The following is a 20,074-nucleotide window of genomic DNA, read 5'->3' as shown; positions in this document are numbered from 1 at the left end:
GATGTGGCCCCAGAGTCGCTTCGCCGGCCTGCGCCGTTACTCGTACATCCGGCTTTGTACGGCCTCTGTACGCCGCCGATGGACGCTCTCGCCGTCGTTCGAACCAGGAGGCGAGCCGTGTCGCGGAATCCCGTTCAGTGCATCACTTCGAGAGCGCTTTCCCGGCGCTCGCTGCTCCGCGCGGGAGCCGCGACCGCCGCCGCGCTCGGGGCCGGTGCCCTGCTCACCGGGACCGCCGGGACCGCCGCGGCCGTCGAGGGCGAAGGCATTCCGGCGTCGCCCTACATCGATATCACCCAGTCGTCCTCGGACCTGTTCCGCAGCAAGATGCTGCACGAATCGCACCACGTCATGCAGGGGTTCGCCTTCGACAACGTGAACCGGCGCCTCTTCGTCGTCCAGTTGCAGAACGGCACGTCTGGTGACGACCTCTGCGTCAACCAAGTCAGCTTCAGCGGCGAGCTGCTCGGCTCGACGCACGTGCCCCACGCCGGGCACGGCGTCTCGATCGGGGTCGAACCGGTCGGCACGGCGTCCTACATCTGGATGGAGTGCGACGCCGACGGCACGGCCACCGACGCCCGCGGTACCGCGCTGGCGCGCTTCAAGTTCGTCAACGGCGGTACGCCGTCGATGAAGAAGTTCCTCACCGGCAGCAAGACGATCACCTGTGCGACCGACCCCGTCTACCAGCGGATCGCCGTGCGCCGCAGCGAAGGCGGCCGGATGTGGTACAGCGTGTTCCCGCTCGCGAGCGCCGCCGCCGGTGACTTCTCCAAGCCGCTGGTGCGCTTCCCGCAACCCGCGCTCAGTACGGCGAGCGTCGTCTTCCAGGGTTACACCATCCTCGGCAGCAGTCTGTACACATTGGACGGTTCCGGGCACGCCGACCCGGCCGGCATCGACTCCTACGTGACGCGCATCGACATGAACACCGGCAAGGTGGTGGCCCGGGACATCACCCGGGCCGGCTCGACGCTCGTCTTCCGCGAGCCGGAGGGCCTGGCGATCTACCGCACCGCCGGCGGCGAGACCCGCCTGTTCCTCGGCTTCGGCTCACGCAGCAGCATGGACAACGTCAACCGGTACGCCAACCTCTTCTACAAGAACGTCCTGGTGGGCTGAGCCGGGGAGTCCCAAGTAGACAGTCAGGCCGGCACCAGTTCCCGCTCGTCCTCGGCGGCGTACCGCCGCGCCAGGGTGGCGCAGACGATCAGCTGGATCTGGTGGAACAGCATCAGCGGCAGCACGATCAACCCCACCTGCGCGTGCCCGAACAGCACCGTCGCCATCGGCAGGCCGCTGGCCAGGCTCTTCTTCGACCCGCAGAACACGATCGTGATCCGGTCCGCCCGCGCGAACCCCAGCAGCCGGGCGCCCCAGCCGGTCGCGGCCAGCACCGCCGCGAGCAGCATGCTGCACACCACGCCCAGCACCAGGAGGTGCCCCAGGTCGAGCCGGTGCCAGATGCCCTCCGTCATGCCCGCGCTGAACGCCGTGTACACCACCAGGAGGATCGAACCGCGGTCGACCAGTTTCAGCGGTGCGGAATGGCGGCTGATCCAGCCGCCGATCCAGCGGCGCGCCACCTGGCCGGCCACGAACGGCGCGAGCAGCTGCAGCACGATCCCGAGCACGGCCGAACCGTCGACGCCGGCGCCGTCCCCGGCCAGCAGCAGCGCCACCAGCAGCGGGGTGAGCACGATACCGGCCAGATTGGACAGTGACGCGCTGCAGATCGCCGCCGCGACGTTGCCGCGGGCAATGGACGTGAACGCGATCGACGACTGCACCGTCGAGGGCAGCACGGCCAGGAACAGCACCCCCGCGGCCAGTTGGGCCGGCAGCACCGACGTCGGCAGCATGAAGAACGCCAGGCCGAGCAGCGGGAACAGGACGAACGTCGCCGCGAGCACCACCGCGTGCAGCCGCCAGTGCCGCAGCCCTTCGAGGGCCTCCTGCGTGGACAGGCGGGCGCCGTACAGGAAGAACAGCAGGCCGACGGCGATCGTGGTGGCGACGCCGAAGCCGCCGGCCACCGCGCCCGAGGCGGGCAGCAGGGTGGCGACGCCGACGGTGGCGAGGATCGCGAGGACGAACGGGTCGAGGCGTAAGCGGGACATGGATCTCCTTTCGTGGCAATTCTCGGCGACCCCGCGCTCATTGTGAACCCCGATGACTGGACTGACTGTCATCGCGAATCGCGATAAGCTGCCCCCGTGCTGGACCCCCGCCTGTGCCGGACGTTCCTCGCCGTCGCCGAGACGCGCAGCTTCACCGCGGCCGCGCGGCGGCTCGGCGTCGGCCAGCCGACCGTCAGCCAGCACGTGCGACGGCTCGAACGCGATTCCGGTGGCCTGCTGTTCGCCCGCGACACCCACACGGTGGAACTCACCCCGCGCGGGCAGGCGATGCTCGGGTTCGCCCAGACGGTCGTCGACACCGAAGAGCGCGCGGAGCGGCACTTCCGCGGCGCCGAACTGCGCGGCCGCGTGCGCTTCGGCGTCTCGGAGGACTTCGCGCTGGGCGAGCTGCCGGAGATCCTGCACCGGCTGCGCCGCAGTCACCCGCTGGTGGACGTCGAGCTGACCGTCGAGCTGTCGGACGTCCTGGCGCAGCGGCTGCGTGCCGGGCAGCTGGACCTGGTGCTGGGCAAGCGCCGTCCGGGCGCGCACCACGGCCGGCTGCTCTGGCGGGAGCCGCTGGTCTGGATCGGGTCGGCGGCCACGGTGCTGGAGCCGGGCCGGCCGGTGCCGCTGGTGCAGTACCCGATGCCGTCGATCACGCGGCAGCTGGCGGTGGAGGTCCTGGAGCGCGCGGGCCTGGAGTGGCGTGCGGCCTGCCAGACGTCGAGCCTGACGGGCCTGCGCGCCGCGGCGGCGGCCGGCCTGGGCGTCACCCTGCACGCCCGCAGCCTGATCCCGGCCGGCCTGACCGAGCTCGAGGGCCTGCCCGAACCGGGCGACATCGAGTTCATGCTGCTGGCGCGGGAGTCGATGGAGGGCCCCTCGGCGGCCCTGGCGGAGTTCGTCCTGGAGCGGGTCCGGCGGTAGGCGCCGTCAGTGGTCAGCCGTCCTCGCCGGTGAGCAGCCGGCGCAGGCGGCCGAGCGCGCGGTGCTGGGCCACCCGCACCGCCCCCGGCGTCGACCCCACCGCCGCGGCCGTCTCCTCCGCCGACAGCCCGACCACCACCCGCAGCACGACGATCTCCCGCTGCTTCGGCGGCAGCACGTCCAGCAACCGGGCCAGGCGCTCGTTCAGCTCGAACCGCAACGCCCGCTGCTCCGGCCCCGCCGTCTCGCTGACGCTGTCCGGGACCTCGGACACCGGGTCGGTCCGGTTGCGGGCCGCGGCGCGGTGGGCGTCGGCCACCTTGTGCTGGGCGATCCCGTAGACGAACGCCAGGAACGGCCGCCCCTGGTCGTGGTACGACGGCAACGCCGTGAGCACCGCGAGGCACACCTCCTGGGCCACGTCGTCCGCCGAGGCGAACGAACGCTCGTGCCGTCCGACGCGGGCCCGGCAGTAGCGCACCACCAGGGGCCGGATGGTGGCGAGCAGCCGGGCCGTCGCCGCGTCGTCCCCGGCGATCGCCGCCGCCACCGGCTCGTCGTGGCGCCGCCAGTGGGCGGGGAACGCTTCGGGTGGCTGCGCGGCGGCGATCTCCCGGACGAGCGCGCGGCTGCGGACGCGCAGCAGCGTGCCCTCCACGTCGAGCCCGGCGCGCAGCGAGTCGTGCAGGGCGGCGCTGGACTCCCGCAGCTGCTCGGTGATCGCCCGATCCCCGTACTCGGTTGCCGGCATTTCGCTCACCTTTCCCTGTCCCGCTGGTCACCGGGCCGTGCGGCCCGGAGTCGCCTGAGGCGTTCCCGCACGTGGCGGAGGGTGGAACGAACGGTCGCGGGGGCGATCCGGAGCGCCTCCGCGATCTGGGTGGGCGTGAACCCGTCGAGCGACCACGCCAGGACCATCCGCTGCTTGCCCGGGAGGGTGGCGAGCAGGTCGATGAGCCCCGCGTGCTGCTCGACCAGCCCGGCGAGCTCCTCGTCGTCCCGGGGGTCGCCGGCCAGGTTCCAGTCCGCCCGCGCGTCGCCCGCGGCGTCGAGCAGCCGGCCGGCCACCCGGCGCACCCAGGCACGCGGGTCCTCGGCGGTCGGCCACGCCTCCAGCGCGTGCAGCATCGCCTCGGCGGCGACGTCGCGCGCGGTCTCGACCTCGAACCCGGCCTTGCAGAGGAACGCCACGAGGGCCGGGAAGTCGGCGCGGAAGAACGCGTCGAACTCGTCGTGACCACCCACGGACCCCTCACCATCCCCTCGCCCTCACAAGGACAGGTGCGCTGAGGTGACCGCTACGTGTAACGATTCGATCAAGACTGCCCGAGAGAAGTAATGGACCGCGTTGCGTTGGTGACGGCTCGTGACGAATGGTCGCGGAAAAGCCGGGTACCCCTCTTCCGATGACGCCCCGAGACACCATCGAGCGCCCGCTCCCGGAGGCCGCGCGACCGGCCGGCGGCGAGCGGGCCGGCGATCGACGGCCCGCGGGTCCGCGAACGGCGGATTCCGGACACGGCGGCGTCGGGCGGGCGGCGGTGCGGCCGAGGGCCGGTGGCACCCGGCCGCCGCGGCGGTGTTTCGGCCGCGCCTGGGGTGGAAAGCCTTGCGGGGTGCGGCAAAGACCCGCGCGCTGAGGCGATCCGGCGCTGTCGCGCGGTCACCCGGGCGGGTGGCCGCGGGGCGCGGACTTCGCCGATCGGGTGACGTGATCGACATCGAGATCCCGGGAAGAAGGGCGTACTCTCATGTGTTGCAGTCTTGGTTGCCCGGAGGGTGAGCCGGGGACCGAAGCCAAAACCCCCTTGACCCAGGCGGATGCGCTCGCGCGTCTGCCGAAGTTAAGTCGGTTGACGCGCCCCAACAATGGGAAGCAGTAAGAGAAGGAGGTGAACGAAGGAAATGGAAGCCACGATGACGGGCTGGGCGGAACTCGCGGCCTGTAAGGACGAGGACCCGGAACTGTTCTTCCCGATCTCCGAGGTCGGCCCCGGCGCCCGGCAGACGGCGACGGCGAAGGCCGTGTGCGCGCGCTGCCCCGTGCGCGCCGAATGCCTCGGCTACGCGCTCGACAACGGCCTCGACCACGGCGTCTTCGGCGGCACCACCGCGGACGAACGTCGCCGGCTGGTGCGCACCGCACCGCAGCGGCACCGAGTGGCCTGACGGCCCGGCCGGTGACCTCTTCCCGGCGGCCTCGAGCACAACCACTGAATCCGGAAGAAATGCGATTCCGGTCGTGTGCGCGCCCGGGTGGGTGATTCCCTCCGAATCACCCACCCGGGCTTTTTTCCGCGTGCGATGGCTATGCGCCGCTTGGCGTCTTTTCCGCCGGCCCGTGGTCATCGTGCGCACCCGGCCACGTCTCCGGCAGCCCGAACGCCGCCGCCGAGGCCGACTCGAACGCGGCCATCGCCGTGATCGCACCGTCCTCGACCGTGAGGAGGGTGACCCCGAACCACCGGTAATCGTGCTCTTCCGGGCGCCGCAGGTAAGCGGCCACCGCGGGCTGGCGGTTGGCGCGCACCGGCAGCATCCGGAACCGCCCGGCGCAGTCCGGCGACGCCGGGTCCAGTGAGAGCGACAGCGCCTGGGCGATCGACGCGCGGTTGCCGAACCACAGCGTGTACGGCGGCATGATCGCCTGGGCGTCCTCGTGCAGCAGGCGGGCGACCGCGGCCGGATCGCCGGCTTCGTACGCGGCGATGAACCGCTTGAGCAGCGCCGCTTCTTCGGCCGTCGGCTCGCCGACCGTCCACTCTGTACGCCGCGCGGGCAACCGCTCACGCAACGTCGCGCGCGCCCGCTGGAGCGCGCTGTTCGCCGACGCCACGCTCGTCTCCAGCAGCGCCGCCGTCTCCTTCGCCGACCAGCCGAGCACGTCCCGCAGGATCAGCGCCGCCCGCTGGCGCGGCGGCAGGTACTGGACGGCGGCGAGGTAGGCCAGCTCGATGGTCTCCCGCTCGATCACGGCGTCGTCCGGGGCCGCGCCGTCGAGCAGCCGGTCCGGGTACGGCTCCAGCCACGGCAGGTCGGCGGCCTCGATCGGGCCCACCGGCTCCCCGGCCGGGCCGAGCTGGTCGGGCAGCACCCGCCGCGGACGGCGGGCGAGGACGTCGAGGCAGGCGTTCGTCGCGATCCGGTACAGCCAGGTGCGCACGCTCGCCCGGCCCTCGAACCCGTCGCGGCCCTTCCACGCGCGCAGGAACGTCTCCTGCGTGAGGTCTTCGGCGTCGGCGAGCGACCCCAGCATCCGGTAGCAGTGCACCTGGATTTCCCGGCGGTGCCGTTCGACGAGCGTCTCGAAGTCCTGACCCACCCGAGAACGCTAGCGCACCCGGGCTGGAAGACTGCTGTGTTGAAACCGGGGCTCCGCCCCGGGCCGGGGGCTCCGCCACCCGGAACCCCCGAAAGGAGACGGTTATGAGCGGAACGGTGCTGGTACTGGGCGGACGCAGCGAAATCGGCCTGGCCGTGGCGAAACGCCTGGTCAGCGGGGATGTCCGGCGGTTCGTGCTGGCCGCGCGGCCGGGCGCGGACCTGGCCGGGGCGGTCGCCGCGCTGCGCGAGGCCGGCGCGGAGACGGTGGAAACCGCCGAGTTCGACGCCGACGACCTCGCCGCGCACGGCCCGTTCCTGGACAAGGTCGCGGCCGAGCACGGGCCGCTCGAAACCGTCGTGCTCGCCTTCGGCATCCTCGGCGACCAGGCCCGCGCGGAACAGGACGCCGCCCACGCCGCCGCGATCGTGCACACCGACTACGTCGCCCAGGTCGGCGTGCTGACCCACGCCGCGAACCTGCTGCGCGCCCAGGGCCACGGCCGGCTCGTCGTGTTCTCCTCGGTGGCCGGGGTGCGCGTGCGCCGCGCGAACTACGTCTACGGCTCGGCGAAGGCCGGCCTCGACGGCTTCGCGAGCGGTCTCGCCGACGCCCTGCACGGCTCCGGCGTCCAGCTGCTGCTCGTCCGCCCCGGTTTCGTGATCGGCCGGATGACCGAAGGCATGACGCCGGCGCCGTTCTCCAGCACGCCGGACCAGGTGGCGGAGGCGACGGTCGCGGCGCTGCGCCGCGGGCGTGGCGTCGTCTGGGTGCCCGGAATGCTCCGTCCGGTCTTCTTCGCGATGCGCCTTCTGCCGCGCGCGATCTGGCGCAAATTGCCGCGGTGACGCGATAGTGTCCTCCGCTGTGGCCGGTGCCACAGCACTCCGGTGTACGCACGTCCCTACGGTGCGTGGCAGAAATCGGCCGATGGGCCGGAATCCGCTCGGCCGATCGGGCAGCGTCACGAGTTTCCGACAACTTTCTCAGCTGATTCCCAGCAAACCCGGTGATCCTCGAAGGAGGGGAAACACAGGGAAGCAAGGGGAACGTCGTGTTGTTGTCGTCGCGGGGGAGCCGCATCGGCGGCCGGGTCGCGCTCGGCGTCGTCTCGACGGTGGTGCTCGGCGCCACCGGCTACCTGTGGACGCAGCTGAACACCCTGGACGCCGGCCTCGTCACCGCCGACGTCATCCCGCCGGCCGCGCAGATCGACACCGAGGACACCCCGCCCGGCGAGCCGCTGCAGGTCGCCCAGAACATCCTGCTCGTCGGGATCGACGCGCGCACCGACACGTACGGCAACCCGTTGCCGCAGAACGTGCTCGACGCCCTCCACGCCGGGGGCGGCGACGACGGCGGCGACACCACCGACACGATGATCGTGGTCCACATCCCGGCGGGCGGCGCCGCGGCCACCGCGATCTCGATCCCGCGCGACTCCTATGTGGACATCGCGGGCGGCTACGGCAAGCACAAGATCAACTCTGCCTACAGCCGCGGCAAGAGCGCCGCGATGTCCGGTTTGCGCGCCCAGGGGCTTTCCGGCGCGCAGCTTGAGGTGGCGGCGAACGAGGCGGGCGCGAAGACCGCGATCCAGACGGTCGAGAAGTTCACCGGGCTGACCATCAACCACTACGCGGCGATCAACCTCGCGGGCTTCGACGCGCTCTCGCAGGCCGTCGGCGGCGTCGAGGTCTGCCTCAAGGCGCCGGTGCAGGACAAGTACTCCGGCGCGAACTTCGCGGCCGGCCCGCAGACGCTGTCCGGGGCGCAGGCGCTCGCGTTCGTCCGGCAGCGCCACGGACTGCCCAGCGACCTCGACCGCATCGCGCGGCAGCAGGCGTTCCTGTCCGGGATGGCGAAGAAGGTGCTGAGCGCGGGCACGTTCACCGACCCGTCGAAGCTGAGCTCGCTGGTCAACGCGGTGCAGGGCTCGGTCGTGCTCGACAAGGGCTGGGACATCCTGAGCTTCGCCCAGCAGCTGCGGGGGATGAGCTCGGGTGCGATCGCGTTCGTCACCATCCCGGTGCAGAGCCTGTCCCTGCCGACGCCGTCCGACGGCGACGCGGTGAAGGTCGATCCGGCGCAGGTCCAGCAGTTCGTCCGCACGGCGATCAACTCGGCGGCGGTCCAGGCCTCGGGCGACGACACGACCGGCGGCGTGAAGCCGGTGGCGGCCACCGGCACGAATGCGCCGGGTCCTTCGTCGAACACGAAACAGCCGGCGACCAGTACGGCCGCCGGCTGCGTGAACTAGCGCCTCACCTCACACGAAGGCGCTCTGCCCGGTGATCGCCTTGCCGACGATCAGGGTGTTCATCTCGCGCGTGCCCTCGAAGGAGTAGATCGCTTCGGCGTCGGCGAAGAACCGCGCGACGTCGTACTCGAGGACGATCCCGTTGCCGCCGAAGATCTCCCGGCTCCAGGCGACGACCTCGCGCATCCGCGCGGTGACGAACGCCTTGGCCAGCGACGAGTGCTCGTCCTGGAAGATCCCCGCGTCCTGCAGGCGGGCGAGCTGGACCAGCATGCCCCAGGAGGCGGTGATGTTGCCGAGGCTCTTCACGAGCAGGTCCTGCACCAGCTGGAAGCGGGCGATCGGCCGGCCGAACTGCGTGCGCTCCTTGGCGTAGCCGAGTGCGAGCTCGTAGGCGCCGACCATCACGCCCAGTGCCTGCCAGGCCACGCCGCCGCGGGTGGCGCGCAGGATCTCGGCGACGTCGCGGAAGGAGTTGATGCCCTGCAGGCGGTTTTCTTCCGGCACTCGGACGTCGGTCAGGGTGATTTCGGCGTTTTCGACGATCCGGAAGGCCGTCTTGCCCTGGATCTTCTCCGCCACGAAGCCCGGCGTGCCCTTCTCGACGACGAAGCCCTTGACGTGGTTGTCGTCGAGGTCACGCGCCCACACGACGACGTAGTCGGCGAAGGTCGCGTTGCCGATCCACTTCTTGGCGCCGTTGAGGACCCAGCTGTCGCCGTCACGCTGCGCGGTGGTGCGCATGCCACCGGCGACGTCGGAGCCACCGAGCGGCTCGGTCATCGCGAACGCGCCGATCTTGTCCATCGCGGCCATCTCGGGCAGCCAGCGGTCACGTTGCTCCTGGCTGCCACCGCTGTAGATCGAGTACATCGCGAGTCCGTTGTGGACACCGAAGAACGTCGCCACCGAGGCGTCCGTGCGGCTCATCTCCATCGCCATCATGCCGGTGAGGAGGTTGCTGACGCCCGCCTTGTGCTCGCCGTAGCCCTCGTAGGGCAGGCCCGCGAGACCGGACTCGCGGAAGAGGCCGATGAGCTCCTTCGGGAAGGTGCCGGCTTCCCAGTTCTCGTTCACCAGCGGCTTGACGTCGGTGCGCATGAAGTCGCGGGCCTTGACCAGCAGCTTGCGCTCGTCGTCGCTCAGCAGTGTCTCGTAGTTGTAGAAGTCGGCGGTCAGCTGGCCTTCGAGTGCTTCCATGTTCATGTCAGTTCTCCTCCAATGCGGACAGGACGGCGAGCTGCTTGCGGTCGCGCGTCTCGGCGAGTTCCGAGTACGTGGAGGAGCCGTAAGCCTTTTCGACAGCTTCGATGAGCTGTTCCTGCTCTTCGGGGCTCTGGCTGGGGTTGCCCAGCCCGGCCCACATCTGCTTCATGGACTTGCCGATGTGCTCGGCCATGTGCCGGTAGCCACCGGGGCCACCGCCGAGGTGCGAGCCGAGGAACGGCCCGACCGTGGCCCAGCGGATGCCGAGCGAATTGGTGATCACCTTGTCGAGGTCTTCGGGTGTCACCACGCCCTGCTCGACGAGGTAGATCGCCTCGCGGCCGAGCGCGTTCTGCAGCCGGTTGCCGACGAACCCGGGGATCTCCTTGCGCTCCACGACCGGCGTGCGGCCGAGGAAGGTGTAGAAGCCGACGGCCTGCCGCACGGACTCGTCGCTGGTGCGCTCGCCGGGGACGACCTCGACCAGCGGGATCAGGTGCGGCGGATTGAACGGGTGTCCGATGAGGACCCTGGAGGCGTCTCCCAGCTCGCTGGTGAACGCCGTCGAGGGGATGGCGCTCGACGAGCTCAGGAGCAGCGCGTGTTCCGGTGCTTCCTCGACGAGCTGCTCGAACAGGTCCTTTTTGAACTCGACGTTCTCGGGGCCGTTCTCCTGCACGACATCCGCGTCCCGCACGGCTTCGGTGACGTCGGCGGCGATCCGCACGCGGCTCGCCAGCTCGGCGGCGGTCGTGCCGAGGTGCGGGGCGAACTGGGCCAGGGCGGTTTCGACGGCCTCGGCGAGGTCGGGGCGGGGGTCGGTGACCCGGACGGTCAGGCCGTGGTGGGCGAACAGCGCCGTCCAGGACAGGCCGATGGTGCCGGCGCCGATGACTGCGGCGTTCTTCATGCCTGGGCTCCCTTCAGGTAGTCGAAGACCGGCTTGACCGGGGCCAGTGTCAGGTCGGTGAGGATGTGGCTCGCGGAGACGACCTCCAGTACCGGCAGGTCGGCCAGTGGAGCCAGGACGTGCTGGAACAGCTGCAGCCGCGCGGGGCCGGTGTAGGCCTCCTTGACCACGACGTCGGTGATCTCGGTGCGGACCAGTTCCTGGACGCGCGGGGCGCCGTCGTAGCCGGGGATCGTCTTGAGCATGAACGTCGGGACGGTGATCTGGCGCTCGGCCTCGCGGGTGTCCAGTTCGTGGTGCTTGTAGCCCATGGTCGCGGTGGCCACCCGCAGCGTTCCGTAGTCCAGCGTGCCGACGAGAACGCCGTTGTCGACATAGAGACCCGGGGTGCCGGCGGTCTTCGGGTACGCGCTGACCTCGCGGCCGGACGCGGTCGCCGGGAAGTTGTCGAGGTACATCGCGTGCAGGTACTCGCCGCGCTCACCGTCGAAGCTGACTTCGATCGCCTGGCCGGACTCGGTGTACGGGCCGTAGCCGGAGACGTCGCCCATCTTCATGACCTCGAAGCGCACCAGCGGTTCCTCGACCCGCAGCGGCTCCGGGACGACCGCACGCAGGGCGTCGGTGTCGGTGCGGTAGACGATGTTGAGGTACTCGCGGTTCGTGAACCGCGGGACCACGGGCGCGAACGCGGGGGCGGTCAGCGGGGTCGTCACGTGCCGCCGGACTTCTTCGATCTTCATTCGCCTGTCCACTTCGGAGTGCGGCGCTCGGCGAAGGCGGTCATGCCCTCGCGGACGTCCTTGGACTGCTTCAGCTTCTTGAGTTCCTCGCGCTGCGCGGCCGCGGGATCGGCGGCACGCACGATCTTCTTGACGGCGGCCAGTGCGAGCGGCGCGTTCTCCGCCAGCTTCTCGGCGAGCTGGAGCGCGACCGCGGCGGCGTCACCGTTCGGCGTCACGCGGTTGACCAGGCCCAGCTCGCCGGCGCGGCGGCCGGTGACGGGCTCGCCGGTGAGCAGGAACTCCATCGCGAGGTGGTGCGGGATCCGCTTCGGCAGCCGGATCACGCCGCCGCCCGCGGCGATCAGGCCGCGCTTGACTTCGGGGAGGCCGAGGCGGCTGTGTTCACTGGCGACGATCAGGTCGCAGCCCAGCGCGAGTTCGAACCCGCCACCCATCGCGAACCCTTCGACGGCGGCGATCAGCGGCTTGGCCAGCTCGGCTTCGGTCAGGCCGCCGAAGCCGCGGCCCGGGATCTCCGGGGACTCGCCCTTGAGCGCGGCCTTGAGGTCCATGCCGGCGCTGAAGGTGTTCTCGGCGCCGGTCAGGACGCCCGCCCGGAGGGTGGGGTCGCTCTCGAGTTCGTCGAGGGCGGCGGCCAGCTGGGTCGCGACGGCGGCGTTGACCGCGTTGCGGGCCTGGGGCCGGTCGATCGTGATCAGCAGGGTGCTGCCGATCCGTTCGGTGCGTACTTCACTCATGACACTGTCTTCTTTCAGAGTTCCGCGAGGACTTCGGCGGTGTCCTGGCCGGCCAGCGGGGCCAGGCGGCGGATCGAGCCGGGCGTCGCGGAGAACTTCACCGGGATGCCGACCGTGCGGATGGTGCCCTCGCTCGGGTGCTCGACGGTGTCGAGCAGGTGGCCGTCGCGGACGTACGGGTCCTCGTGGGCCTTGTCCAGTTCCAGGACCGGGGCCATCGGGATGCTGTGCTTGGCGCACACCTCGGCCCACTCTTCGGTGGTCAGCGCCGGGGCGCAGGCCGCGATCTGCTCGCTCAGCCACTCGTTGTCGGCGCGGTTGATCGCGTCGCCGTTCACGCGCGGGTCCTCGGCGAGGTCGGGGCGCTCGGCAGCGGCGAAGAAGTCGCGGAAGTTCTGCGGGTTGTAGGGGATGACGCAGGCGAGGCCGTCCTTGGTGCGGACCGCGGCGTGGCCCTTCGTCATCGACAACGCGAACCCGGTGGGGCCTTCGGCCGGCTCGTAGGTGTGCCCGGCGAGGTGTTCGACCAGGTTGAACGCGATGAGCGTGTCGGTCATCGGGATCTCGATCTGCTGGCCCTCGCCGGTCTTGTCCCGGTGGACCAGCGCGGCGAGCACGCTGTAGGCGATGGTCAGCGACGACACCTTGTCGCCGATGATCGTCGGCAGGTAGACCGGCTCGCCCAGGGCGCGGTTGGCCACGTCGACCAGGCCGGAGGAGGCCTGCACGGTCTCGTCGTAGGCGGCGTTGCCGGCGCGGTCGGAGTCGCTGCGGAAGCCCTGCGCGTGGGCGTAGACCAGGCGGGGGTTGCGCTCGGCGACGTCGTCGTAGTTCAGGCCGAGGCGGGCCAGCGCGCCGGGGCGCATGTTGGTGATCAGCACGTCGGCGGTGTCGATCAGCTTGAGGGCCTGCTCGCGCTCGGCGTCGTCCTTGAGGTTGAGGGCCACGCTGCGCTTGTTGCGGTTGACGTTGAGGTTCAGCGCGGTCATGCCCGGCGTGGTGCGGTACTCGCCCACCCGCACGGTGTCCGCGGGGGACTCGATCTTGATCACGTCGGCGCCCAGGTCGCCGAGGATCTGCGCCGCGTACGGGCCCATGACCACGGTCGAGAGGTCGATCACGCGCACGCCGTCCAGAGGTCCGGTCGTCATCTTTCCGTCCTTTCGCGCCTTGGTGTCTTGCTCTACTTACGAACGTAGGCGCGGTCGGCGGGAAAGGGAATGATCATGATGCGCACAATGGTATGACCACGGTGGTCATACCATTTTCAGCTGCTGAGGGGTTCCGCGAATATCCCTTTTGCGGCATTGACGAGGTCGCGCAGGTCACCGTCGGTGCGGTCGCGCCGCCAGAGCAGGCCGGTGTCCAGCTGGGGGCGGAAATCGGTGAACGGCAGCACGATGACGTTGTCAAGCCGGTAGCCGTGCATCGGGCTCCTGGCGTCGAGCATGGAAATGGAGAACGCTTCGCCGCTGGAGATGATTTCCGACGTCCCGCCGTAGCCGGTGTTGGTCAGCCGGATGCGCTTTTTGACGCCGAGCTCGTTCAATTGGTGGTCGAGCTGGTCGAAATAGGCGGGCGTGATTTCCTCCGGCGAGGCGACGTACGGGAAATCGGCCAGTTCGGCGAGGCTGACGGAGTCCCGCCCGGCGAAGAGGTCGGCCGGGACGACGGCGCCGAGCCGTTCGGTCATCACGGGCAGCTGCTCCAGCGCGGGATCGGTGACGGGCAGCCGCGCGAGGGTGAGGGCGAGCTTGCCGTCGTGCACGCCCTGCACGAGGTCGGCGGTGGTGCCGGGCCACCGTTTGAGCTCGTAGCTGTCCCGGACGCGTTCGGCGAGCGCGTTGACGCGGTCCCGCAGATCGGGGTGCACGCCGGCGGGCATGCCGAGGAAGACGGTGCTGCGCTGCGGCTTCGTGGCCTCTTTGAGCTTCCACGGAATGGCACTGACCTGCTCGAGCACGTCCCGCGCGAGCGGAAGGAGCGCGGCTCCGGCATCGGTGAGGGTGACGTGGTGGGTGCTCCGGTCGAACAGCTGCTGCCCGAGTTCGTGTTCGAGGTCCTTGATCCGCTGGCTGAGCGGCGACGCGGCCATGTGCAGCTTCCGCGCGGCCGCGGAGAAGTTCAGTTCCTCGGCGACCGCGACGAAGTAGCGCAGGTGCAGCATCTCCATACCCCGACCCTAACGACCCACCGTGATGCCCCTCCAATCACGAGTGATGCCCCGCCAATCACGAGTGATGCCTCCGCAATCACGCGAGATGCCTCCCGGATCACGCGAGTCCCGGCAACCGGGTTGGCGGACCTGCGTGCCCGGAGGGGCGACTCGTGTGATCGGGCGGGCATCTCGCGTGTCTGGAGGGGCATCACGTGTGATTGGCGGGGCATCACTCGTGATCAGGGGGTCGACACGGCTCGGCGGACCAGGTTCAGGAGGTGGGGGGTGCGGGCCGGGGCGTTGGCGAGGGCGACGCCCGTCGCGAGCAGGAGCAGGTCCAGGGGGTCGGTGTCCGGGGCGATCGCGCCGGCGGCCTTCGCGCGGGCGACGAGGGCGGCCGCGGTGGTGTTCACCGTGGTGTGCCACTGGGCGAACAGCGTCTCGTGGTCGCCGGCCGGGGTGGTCAGGGACAACGCGAGGTCGCGCTTGGTCCGGACGTGCTCCACGAACATCGCGAGCCACGCGAACAGTGCCGCGCCCGCGTCGGCCGCGTCGAGACGCGCCTCCGAAGTCAGCGAAGCGACTTCGCTCGCGTACACCGCGATGAGCAGCTCGCGGCGAGTGGGGAAGTGGCGGTACATCGTCGCGTTGCCGATGCCCGCGCGCCGGGCGATGCGATCGAGCGGGGCGTCCGGGCCGTCCTCGGCGAACACCGCCTGGGCCGCCGCCAGCAGGAGCGCGCGGTTGTCCCGGGCGTCGGACCGGCGGGCTCGTGCGGGCATCGGTGCTCCTTGCCAAGTGGGGAGTTCCCCGGTTAGCCTACCGGCACACTAACCGGGGAACTCCCCACTTAACGGAGGCCACGATGACCCCGTCCGAAGTCCACGCGCGGCTGGTCGAACTCTGGACCGCCGGCCGGTTCGAAGAAGGCCTCGCCTACATCGACCCCGACGTCGTCGACCACCGCGGCGGCACCGCAGGCGACCACCACGGCATCGACGCCTGGCGCGCGAAGTGGGACCAGAAAGCCGACGTCGCCGTCACGATCGAGCAGAACGTCGCCGACGGCGAATTCTCGGTCAACCGCTACACCAGCGCCGGCCCCGGCTACGCCGTGACCAGCATGGACATGGTCCGGGTCCGCGACGGCCGGGTCGTCGAGCACTGGGCACTCATGGACGTCACCGCCCGCTCGGCTCAGCTGAGCGCACGGGGAACGTGAGGGTGAACGCGGCCCCGCCTTCCGGAGCGGGCCCGGCCGTCAGCGTCCCGCCCATCCGGGTGACCAGCCCGTGGACCAGGGCCAGCCCGATGCCCGACCCGACCGGGCGGCGGTCGCGGTACCGCGCGTTCAGGACGCCGCGCTCGAACGCCACCGGGTAGTCCTCCGGCGCCAAGCCGGGTCCGCCGTCCCGGACCGACAGCGAAGCCGACGCATCGGACACCGTCAGCGAGAACACCATCGGCGCCCCCGCGGGCGTGACGCGCAGGGCGTTCTCCGCCAGCCCGTCGACCACCTGACGCAGCCGGCGGGCGTCCGCCAGGACCGGGACCGGGGACGAAGGCACGAAGGCGGACAGCGCGACGTCCTCCCGCGCGCACCGCAGCTGCCACACCTCCGCGCAGTCGCGCACCAACGCGGCCAGGTCCAGCACCGCCATGTCCAGCCGGAACTCGTCCGCGCCCAGCCGGGCCAGCTCCAGCAGGTCTTCGACCAGCCGCGAAAGCCGCGCCGCCTCGCGCTGGATCGTCTGGCCGGCCCGGACCGCGTCCGGCCCCGTGGCCACGCCGTCCGCGATCGCCTCGGCGAAGCCCGTCACCGCCGTCAGCGGCGTTCGCAGCTCGTGTGACACCGACAGCAGGAACTCCCGCTGCCGCGCCTCGCTGACGGCCAGCGCGTCGGCCAGCGAGTTCAACGACCCGGCCACCTCGGCCACCTCGCGCGGCCCCCGCACCGGCACCCGCACGTCCCGGCGGCCCGCCCGCAGCGAGCCCGCGGCCAGCGCGGCCCGGCGCAGCGGACGCCCCAGCAACCGCCCGGAGACGAAGCCCGCGACCGCCGCCACCAGCAGGCCGATGCCCAGCGCCAGCAGGATGTTGCGGACCAGCGCCCGCTGCGTCGCCTGGGCGTTGCGCGCGGGCAGGACCAGTGCGAACGCCGCCCCGCGCGTGCCGACCACCCGCGTCTCGACCAGGTACTGCGCACCCGCGACCATGACGCGTTCCGAGTGGTCCGCCCCCAGACCGGCCTTGACGGCGGCCTGGACGGCGGCCCCTTCCCCGAGCGCCTGCCCGCCCGCCCGGCGGACCACCACCGAGATGCCCTGCCCGCGCACGACGTCGGCCACCTTGCCGACGCCCAGCCGGTTGCCGATGCCCGTTTCGTCCAGCTGTGACGCCACGACGTCGGCCTGTGCGGCCAGCGACGACTGCAGCGCGTTGTCCGCCGTGGTCCGGATCAGCCGGGCCGCCACCAGGCCCGCGACGATCACCGCGATCCCCGCGACCGCCAAGCACACCAGCGTGATCCGCCCGGCGAGGGTGCCTCTCATGCCGGGTCCGCCGCGTAGCCGATGCCCCGGACCGTCCGAATCGGACTCGACGGCCCGAGTTTCGCCCGCAGCTGCGCCACGTGGACGTCCACCGTCCGCGTCCCCGCCGCCGCGGCGTAGCCCCAGACGGCGCTGAGCAGCTGGTCACGCGAAAGCACCTGCCCCGGGTGCCGGAGCAGGTGCGTGAGCAGGTCGAACTCGGTGGACGTCAGGGTGACCTCGACGTCGCCCGCCCAGGCGCGGCGGCTGGTGAGATCCACCCGCGCGCCGCCGGCGGTCAGCACCGACGCGGCCGGCGCCGCCCCCGACGCGCGGCGCAGCACCGTCCGGACCCGGGCCGCCAGCTCCCGCGGGCTGAACGGCTTGGTGAGGTAGTCGTCCGCGCCGATCTCCAGGCCCAGCAGGCGGTCGAGCTCGTCGTCGCGGGCGGTGACGAACAGCACCGGCGTCCAGTCGCCGGTCGCGCGCAACGCCTTGCAGATCTCGATACCGTCCATTCCGGACAGTCCGATGTCGAGCACGATCGCCACCGGCTTGAGCCGCCGGACCGCTTCGAGGGCCCGGCCGCCGTCGGCCTCGACGTGCACGCCGAAGCCGTCGCGCCTGAGGTAGAGCGCCGCCAGCTCGGCGATCGCGGCCTCGTCCTCGACCACGAGGACGAGGCCGCGTCCCGGTGACCCCATGCCTGCTCCCGTCTCCGCCGTGTTCAGAGGGGAGACGCTAGCCGGTCAGGGCGAGCCATCGCTGTTCATGTCGGACTCGATGCCGTTCAGCGTCGACTCGATCCCGCTCAGTTCGGCGGAAGGCGACGACGACGGCGGCGGCGGCGCCGAACCCATCAGGTTGTCGCGGCACGCCGAGCAGCCGAGCATGACGAGCGCCGCGGCCACGGCGATCCCGGCGCGCTTCACTTGGCGGGCCGGCAGTGCGCGGCCGCGAACGCGTCCAGCTTCTGCTTGGCCGTGGTCAGCTCGCCGATGCGGCCCTGCCGCTTGGTGGCGCGCTGGTCCAGCTGGTCGGCTCGGGCGGTGTGCCCGGCGGCCCGCTGGCCGGCCGCCCGCGCCTTGAGGTTGGCGACCGAGCCCTTGACCTCGGGACCGCCGTTGATCCGCTTCTCCAGGTTCGCGGCCCGCTTCTGCAGCTTCGGCACCCAGTCCGCGCAGACCTGCTGCGACTCCTCGGGGCTGAGCGTGATCGGCGCCGTCTGGGCCGACGCCAGCGGCGCGGCCACCAGCAGGCAGGCCGCGCTCGCCCCGCCCGCCAGCGCCAGCCGCGTCCAGGTGGTTCCTCGCATCGTCTCTCCTCGTCCGTCCGGGGGTACGAGGAGAACTCTGGCCGGGTCGTGTTCGAAGGGCGTCCGCCTAGTGTTCGGGCTTTGTAAGGCCGACGGTGACCGACGTCCGCGCGAGGTCGAACGTCAGCGTGTCGCCGAAGTTCGGCAGCGCCGGGTCGAACAGCAGCCCGTCGGTGCCGCCGAGGAGCAGCCCGAGCCGGTGGCCCGCCGGGACGACGTGGTCGAGCGCGGTGAGGTCGAACGTCATCGTGTAGGCCCGGCCCGGGACGAGCGGCTCGCCGTGCCGCAGCGACGCGTGGTGCCCGAGGTCCGCCCAGCCGGCGGCGACGATCCGGTGGTCGACGCTCACCACGTCGGAGACGGTGTCGAGGAAGCACGCGCTGTCGACGGCACTGCTCGAACCCCAGCACGACCGCGTCGCGAGGTTCTTCACCCCGCTGCCGTAGAACGCGGTGTTGCGCGTTTCAGCCGGACCGTAGTCGACGAGCGCGACGCCGAGCCGGGCGGCGGTCTTGTCCGACGACGCCGTGATCGTCACCGACGGCGACCCGGCGATCCGCACCGGCGCGGGCAGGGGCGGCCCGGTGAACCGCGCGGCCGACACCCCGGCCGCCCAGTCCTCGCGGGTGACGGCGGGGTCGTCGACGACGCTCGCCGTGCCGGACCCGGTCAGCCCCAGCGTGCCGCCGGCCGACGGCCGGAGCGTCACCGGGAGCGCGGCGGGCGGCCAGCTCCGGACGTCGGTCCACCGGTCCGGCGCGGTCTCGAGGTGCACGGCGGGCTCGCGCTCGACGCCGTTGCGCAGGCCGAGCAGCCAGCGGTCGAACCAGCGGTGCAGCGTCTCGACCCACTGCGCGCGCCGCAGGTCGAAGGGGTCGGTGTGGCCGGCCTGGCTCAGCCACGCCTTGCGCGGGACGCCGGCCCGGCCCAGCGCCTCCCAGTAGCCGGCGAACTGGTTCGGCGCCACGGCCCAGTCCCCGAAGCCCTGCGCGATGAGCACGCTCGCCTGCCCGGCGCGCGGCACGTGGTTCCGGCTTTCCCAGTAGGCGTTGTAGTCGCCGTTCGTGCTCGCGAGTGCTTTTTGCTCGGCCTCGAACGGCTTGCACAGCTCGGCGGCGCGCTCGTTGTAGGTGAAGGCCGACCCGGTGTTCTCCGGCGTGGCCAGCGGCGCGCCGTTCGCGATGAGCTGGGCGTAGTTGTTCGCGACGCCTTCGATCGGCACGATCGTCTTCAGCCCCGCGACGCCCGAGGCGGCCATCCCGATCGCGGTGGCGCCGTCCTGCGACTTGCCGATCGCGCCGACGTCGCCGGTGGCCCAATCGGCCTTGACCGGACGGCCGCCGTCGGGGGTGTCGAAGGCCTTCGCCCGGCCGCCCAGCCAGTTCACGACCGCGTTGCCGGAGGCGACGTCGTCGAAGCAGCCGGACGACCGGCTCGTCCCGCCGACGTCGGCCAGCACGACGGCGTACCCGCGCGGCACGAAGTAGTTGTCGTAGAACAGCGGGAACTGCTGCGGCGTGCCGTCCGGCGCGTACGTCTTCTTCTCTTGTTCGTTGCCGCGGCCGCAGCACGCGTAGTACGGGCTGACGTCGAGGATCACCGGGACGCGCACGCGAGCGTCCGGCCGGATGACGTCGGCGGCGACGCGGTCGGGCTTGCCGTCCCGGTCGTGGTCGGTGCCGGTCTCCACCCACGCCGTCTCGCGGATCGCGTCGGCGTAGGAATAGACCGGCCGGCTCTCCGAGGACGCCACAGGCGCCGCGGAAGCGGCGGGCGTGAGCGCCGATGTCGTCAGCAAAGCGGCCAAGCACCCCAGTATCAGTCGCATCGGACCAG

At 71.3% G+C, this 20,074-nt stretch carries 22 protein-coding genes; 6 read left to right on the top strand and 16 right to left on the bottom strand.

Annotation, left to right across the window (positions count from 1 at the left end):
- The first annotated feature begins 117 nt into the window (after nt 1–117).
- Nucleotides 118–1,125, top strand: coding sequence for a teichoic acid biosynthesis protein C (locus I4Q55_RS23330; RefSeq protein ID WP_206790506.1), 1,008 nt, complete (start codon nt 118–120; stop codon nt 1,123–1,125).
- Between the two features lie 23 nt (nt 1,126–1,148).
- On the opposite strand, the gene I4Q55_RS23325 is transcribed toward I4Q55_RS23330, so the two are convergent.
- Nucleotides 1,149–2,123: a bile acid:sodium symporter family protein gene (locus I4Q55_RS23325; RefSeq protein WP_206790505.1), complete on the bottom strand. Its 975-nt coding sequence runs from the start codon at nt 2,121–2,123 to the stop codon at nt 1,149–1,151.
- Nucleotides 2,124–2,219: 96 nt separating this feature from the next.
- On the opposite strand from I4Q55_RS23325, the gene I4Q55_RS23320 reads away from it, so the two are divergent.
- A complete protein-coding gene (locus I4Q55_RS23320; protein ID WP_206790504.1) occupies nt 2,220–3,053 on the top strand; it encodes a LysR substrate-binding domain-containing protein in 834 nt (277 codons plus the stop codon).
- A gap of 13 nt (nt 3,054–3,066) precedes the next feature.
- Here the strand turns inward: I4Q55_RS23320 and shbA are convergent, their stop codons facing one another.
- Both shbA and I4Q55_RS50615 read right to left on the bottom strand, forming a co-directional pair.
- Nucleotides 3,067–3,663 carry an RNA polymerase sigma factor ShbA gene (shbA, locus tag I4Q55_RS23315; RefSeq protein ID WP_307793287.1) on the bottom strand — a complete coding sequence of 199 codons (597 nt, stop codon included), beginning with the start codon at nt 3,661–3,663 and terminating at the stop codon, nt 3,067–3,069.
- Nucleotides 3,664–3,809: 146 nt separating this feature from the next.
- Nucleotides 3,810–4,298 carry an RNA polymerase sigma factor gene (locus tag I4Q55_RS50615; protein ID WP_206790503.1) on the bottom strand — a complete coding sequence of 163 codons (489 nt, stop codon included), beginning with the start codon at nt 4,296–4,298 and terminating at the stop codon, nt 3,810–3,812.
- 660 nt (nt 4,299–4,958) lie between these two features.
- On the opposite strand from I4Q55_RS50615, the gene I4Q55_RS23305 reads away from it, so the two are divergent.
- Nucleotides 4,959–5,222 (top strand): WhiB family transcriptional regulator, encoded by a 264-nt coding sequence (locus tag I4Q55_RS23305; protein WP_206790502.1) that lies wholly within the window; start codon nt 4,959–4,961, stop codon nt 5,220–5,222.
- 139 nt (nt 5,223–5,361) lie between these two features.
- Here I4Q55_RS23305 and I4Q55_RS23300 read toward each other — a convergent pair whose 3' ends face one another.
- Complete coding sequence (locus tag I4Q55_RS23300; protein WP_206790501.1) at nt 5,362–6,375, bottom strand: RNA polymerase subunit sigma-70; 1,014 nt, start codon at nt 6,373–6,375, stop codon at nt 5,362–5,364.
- Nucleotides 6,376–6,479: 104 nt separating this feature from the next.
- Here I4Q55_RS23300 and I4Q55_RS23295 point away from each other — a divergent pair, with 104 nt between their 5' ends.
- Both I4Q55_RS23295 and I4Q55_RS23290 read left to right on the top strand, forming a co-directional pair.
- Nucleotides 6,480–7,223: an SDR family NAD(P)-dependent oxidoreductase gene (locus tag I4Q55_RS23295; protein WP_206790500.1), complete on the top strand. Its 744-nt coding sequence runs from the start codon at nt 6,480–6,482 to the stop codon at nt 7,221–7,223.
- Between the two features lie 206 nt (nt 7,224–7,429).
- Nucleotides 7,430–8,635 carry an LCP family protein gene (locus tag I4Q55_RS23290; RefSeq protein ID WP_206790499.1) on the top strand — a complete coding sequence of 402 codons (1,206 nt, stop codon included), beginning with the start codon at nt 7,430–7,432 and terminating at the stop codon, nt 8,633–8,635.
- 9 nt (nt 8,636–8,644) lie between these two features.
- Here the strand turns inward: I4Q55_RS23290 and I4Q55_RS23285 are convergent, their stop codons facing one another.
- From I4Q55_RS23285 to I4Q55_RS50205, 7 genes are all read right to left on the bottom strand, one after another.
- Nucleotides 8,645–9,841 carry an acyl-CoA dehydrogenase family protein gene (locus I4Q55_RS23285; RefSeq protein WP_206790497.1) on the bottom strand — a complete coding sequence of 399 codons (1,197 nt, stop codon included), beginning with the start codon at nt 9,839–9,841 and terminating at the stop codon, nt 8,645–8,647.
- 1 nt (nt 9,842) lies between these two features.
- Nucleotides 9,843–10,751, bottom strand: coding sequence for a 3-hydroxyacyl-CoA dehydrogenase NAD-binding domain-containing protein (locus tag I4Q55_RS23280; RefSeq protein ID WP_206790494.1), 909 nt, complete (start codon nt 10,749–10,751; stop codon nt 9,843–9,845).
- Entirely contained in the window at nt 10,748–11,494 is a 747-nt protein-coding gene (locus I4Q55_RS23275; protein WP_206790492.1) for an acetoacetate decarboxylase, read from the bottom strand. The genes I4Q55_RS23280 and I4Q55_RS23275 overlap by 4 nt, the downstream gene beginning before the upstream one ends.
- Nucleotides 11,491–12,234, bottom strand: a complete 744-nt coding sequence (locus tag I4Q55_RS23270; RefSeq protein WP_206790490.1) for a crotonase/enoyl-CoA hydratase family protein — start codon at nt 12,232–12,234, stop codon at nt 11,491–11,493. The genes I4Q55_RS23275 and I4Q55_RS23270 overlap by 4 nt, the downstream gene beginning before the upstream one ends.
- 14 nt (nt 12,235–12,248) lie before the next feature.
- Nucleotides 12,249–13,385: a CaiB/BaiF CoA-transferase family protein gene (locus I4Q55_RS23265; RefSeq protein WP_206790489.1), complete on the bottom strand. Its 1,137-nt coding sequence runs from the start codon at nt 13,383–13,385 to the stop codon at nt 12,249–12,251.
- A gap of 116 nt (nt 13,386–13,501) precedes the next feature.
- Nucleotides 13,502–14,407, bottom strand: coding sequence for a LysR family transcriptional regulator (locus tag I4Q55_RS23260; protein WP_206790488.1), 906 nt, complete (start codon nt 14,405–14,407; stop codon nt 13,502–13,504).
- A 224-nt stretch (nt 14,408–14,631) separates the two neighbouring features.
- Entirely contained in the window at nt 14,632–15,174 is a 543-nt protein-coding gene (locus I4Q55_RS50205) for a TetR/AcrR family transcriptional regulator (protein ID WP_206790487.1), read from the bottom strand.
- A gap of 83 nt (nt 15,175–15,257) precedes the next feature.
- Here I4Q55_RS50205 and I4Q55_RS23250 point away from each other — a divergent pair, with 83 nt between their 5' ends.
- Nucleotides 15,258–15,614 carry a nuclear transport factor 2 family protein gene (locus I4Q55_RS23250; protein WP_206790486.1) on the top strand — a complete coding sequence of 119 codons (357 nt, stop codon included), beginning with the start codon at nt 15,258–15,260 and terminating at the stop codon, nt 15,612–15,614.
- Here the strand turns inward: I4Q55_RS23250 and I4Q55_RS23245 are convergent.
- From I4Q55_RS23245 to I4Q55_RS23225, 5 genes are all read right to left on the bottom strand, one after another.
- Nucleotides 15,574–16,944 (bottom strand): HAMP domain-containing sensor histidine kinase, encoded by a 1,371-nt coding sequence (locus tag I4Q55_RS23245; protein WP_206790485.1) that lies wholly within the window; start codon nt 16,942–16,944, stop codon nt 15,574–15,576. The genes I4Q55_RS23250 and I4Q55_RS23245 overlap by 41 nt on opposite strands.
- Nucleotides 16,941–17,627, bottom strand: coding sequence for a response regulator transcription factor (locus tag I4Q55_RS23240; protein WP_206790484.1), 687 nt, complete (start codon nt 17,625–17,627; stop codon nt 16,941–16,943). Before I4Q55_RS23240 ends, I4Q55_RS23245 begins: the two co-directional genes overlap by 4 nt.
- 45 nt (nt 17,628–17,672) lie before the next feature.
- Nucleotides 17,673–17,855 (bottom strand): hypothetical protein, encoded by a 183-nt coding sequence (locus I4Q55_RS23235; RefSeq protein WP_206790544.1) that lies wholly within the window; start codon nt 17,853–17,855, stop codon nt 17,673–17,675.
- Entirely contained in the window at nt 17,852–18,238 is a 387-nt protein-coding gene (locus I4Q55_RS23230) for a hypothetical protein (protein ID WP_206790483.1), read from the bottom strand. The genes I4Q55_RS23235 and I4Q55_RS23230 overlap by 4 nt, the downstream gene beginning before the upstream one ends.
- A 67-nt stretch (nt 18,239–18,305) precedes the next feature.
- Nucleotides 18,306–20,066 (bottom strand): CocE/NonD family hydrolase, encoded by a 1,761-nt coding sequence (locus tag I4Q55_RS23225; protein ID WP_206790481.1) that lies wholly within the window; start codon nt 20,064–20,066, stop codon nt 18,306–18,308.
- Nucleotides 20,067–20,074 lie beyond the last annotated feature (8 nt).

Source organism: Amycolatopsis sp. MtRt-6 (assembly GCF_017308975.1).
Classification (GTDB): Bacteria; Actinomycetota; Actinomycetes; order Mycobacteriales; family Pseudonocardiaceae; genus Amycolatopsis.
Note: the sequence above shows the minus strand (reverse complement) of the source record. Positions and strands in the feature narration are given on the sequence as shown.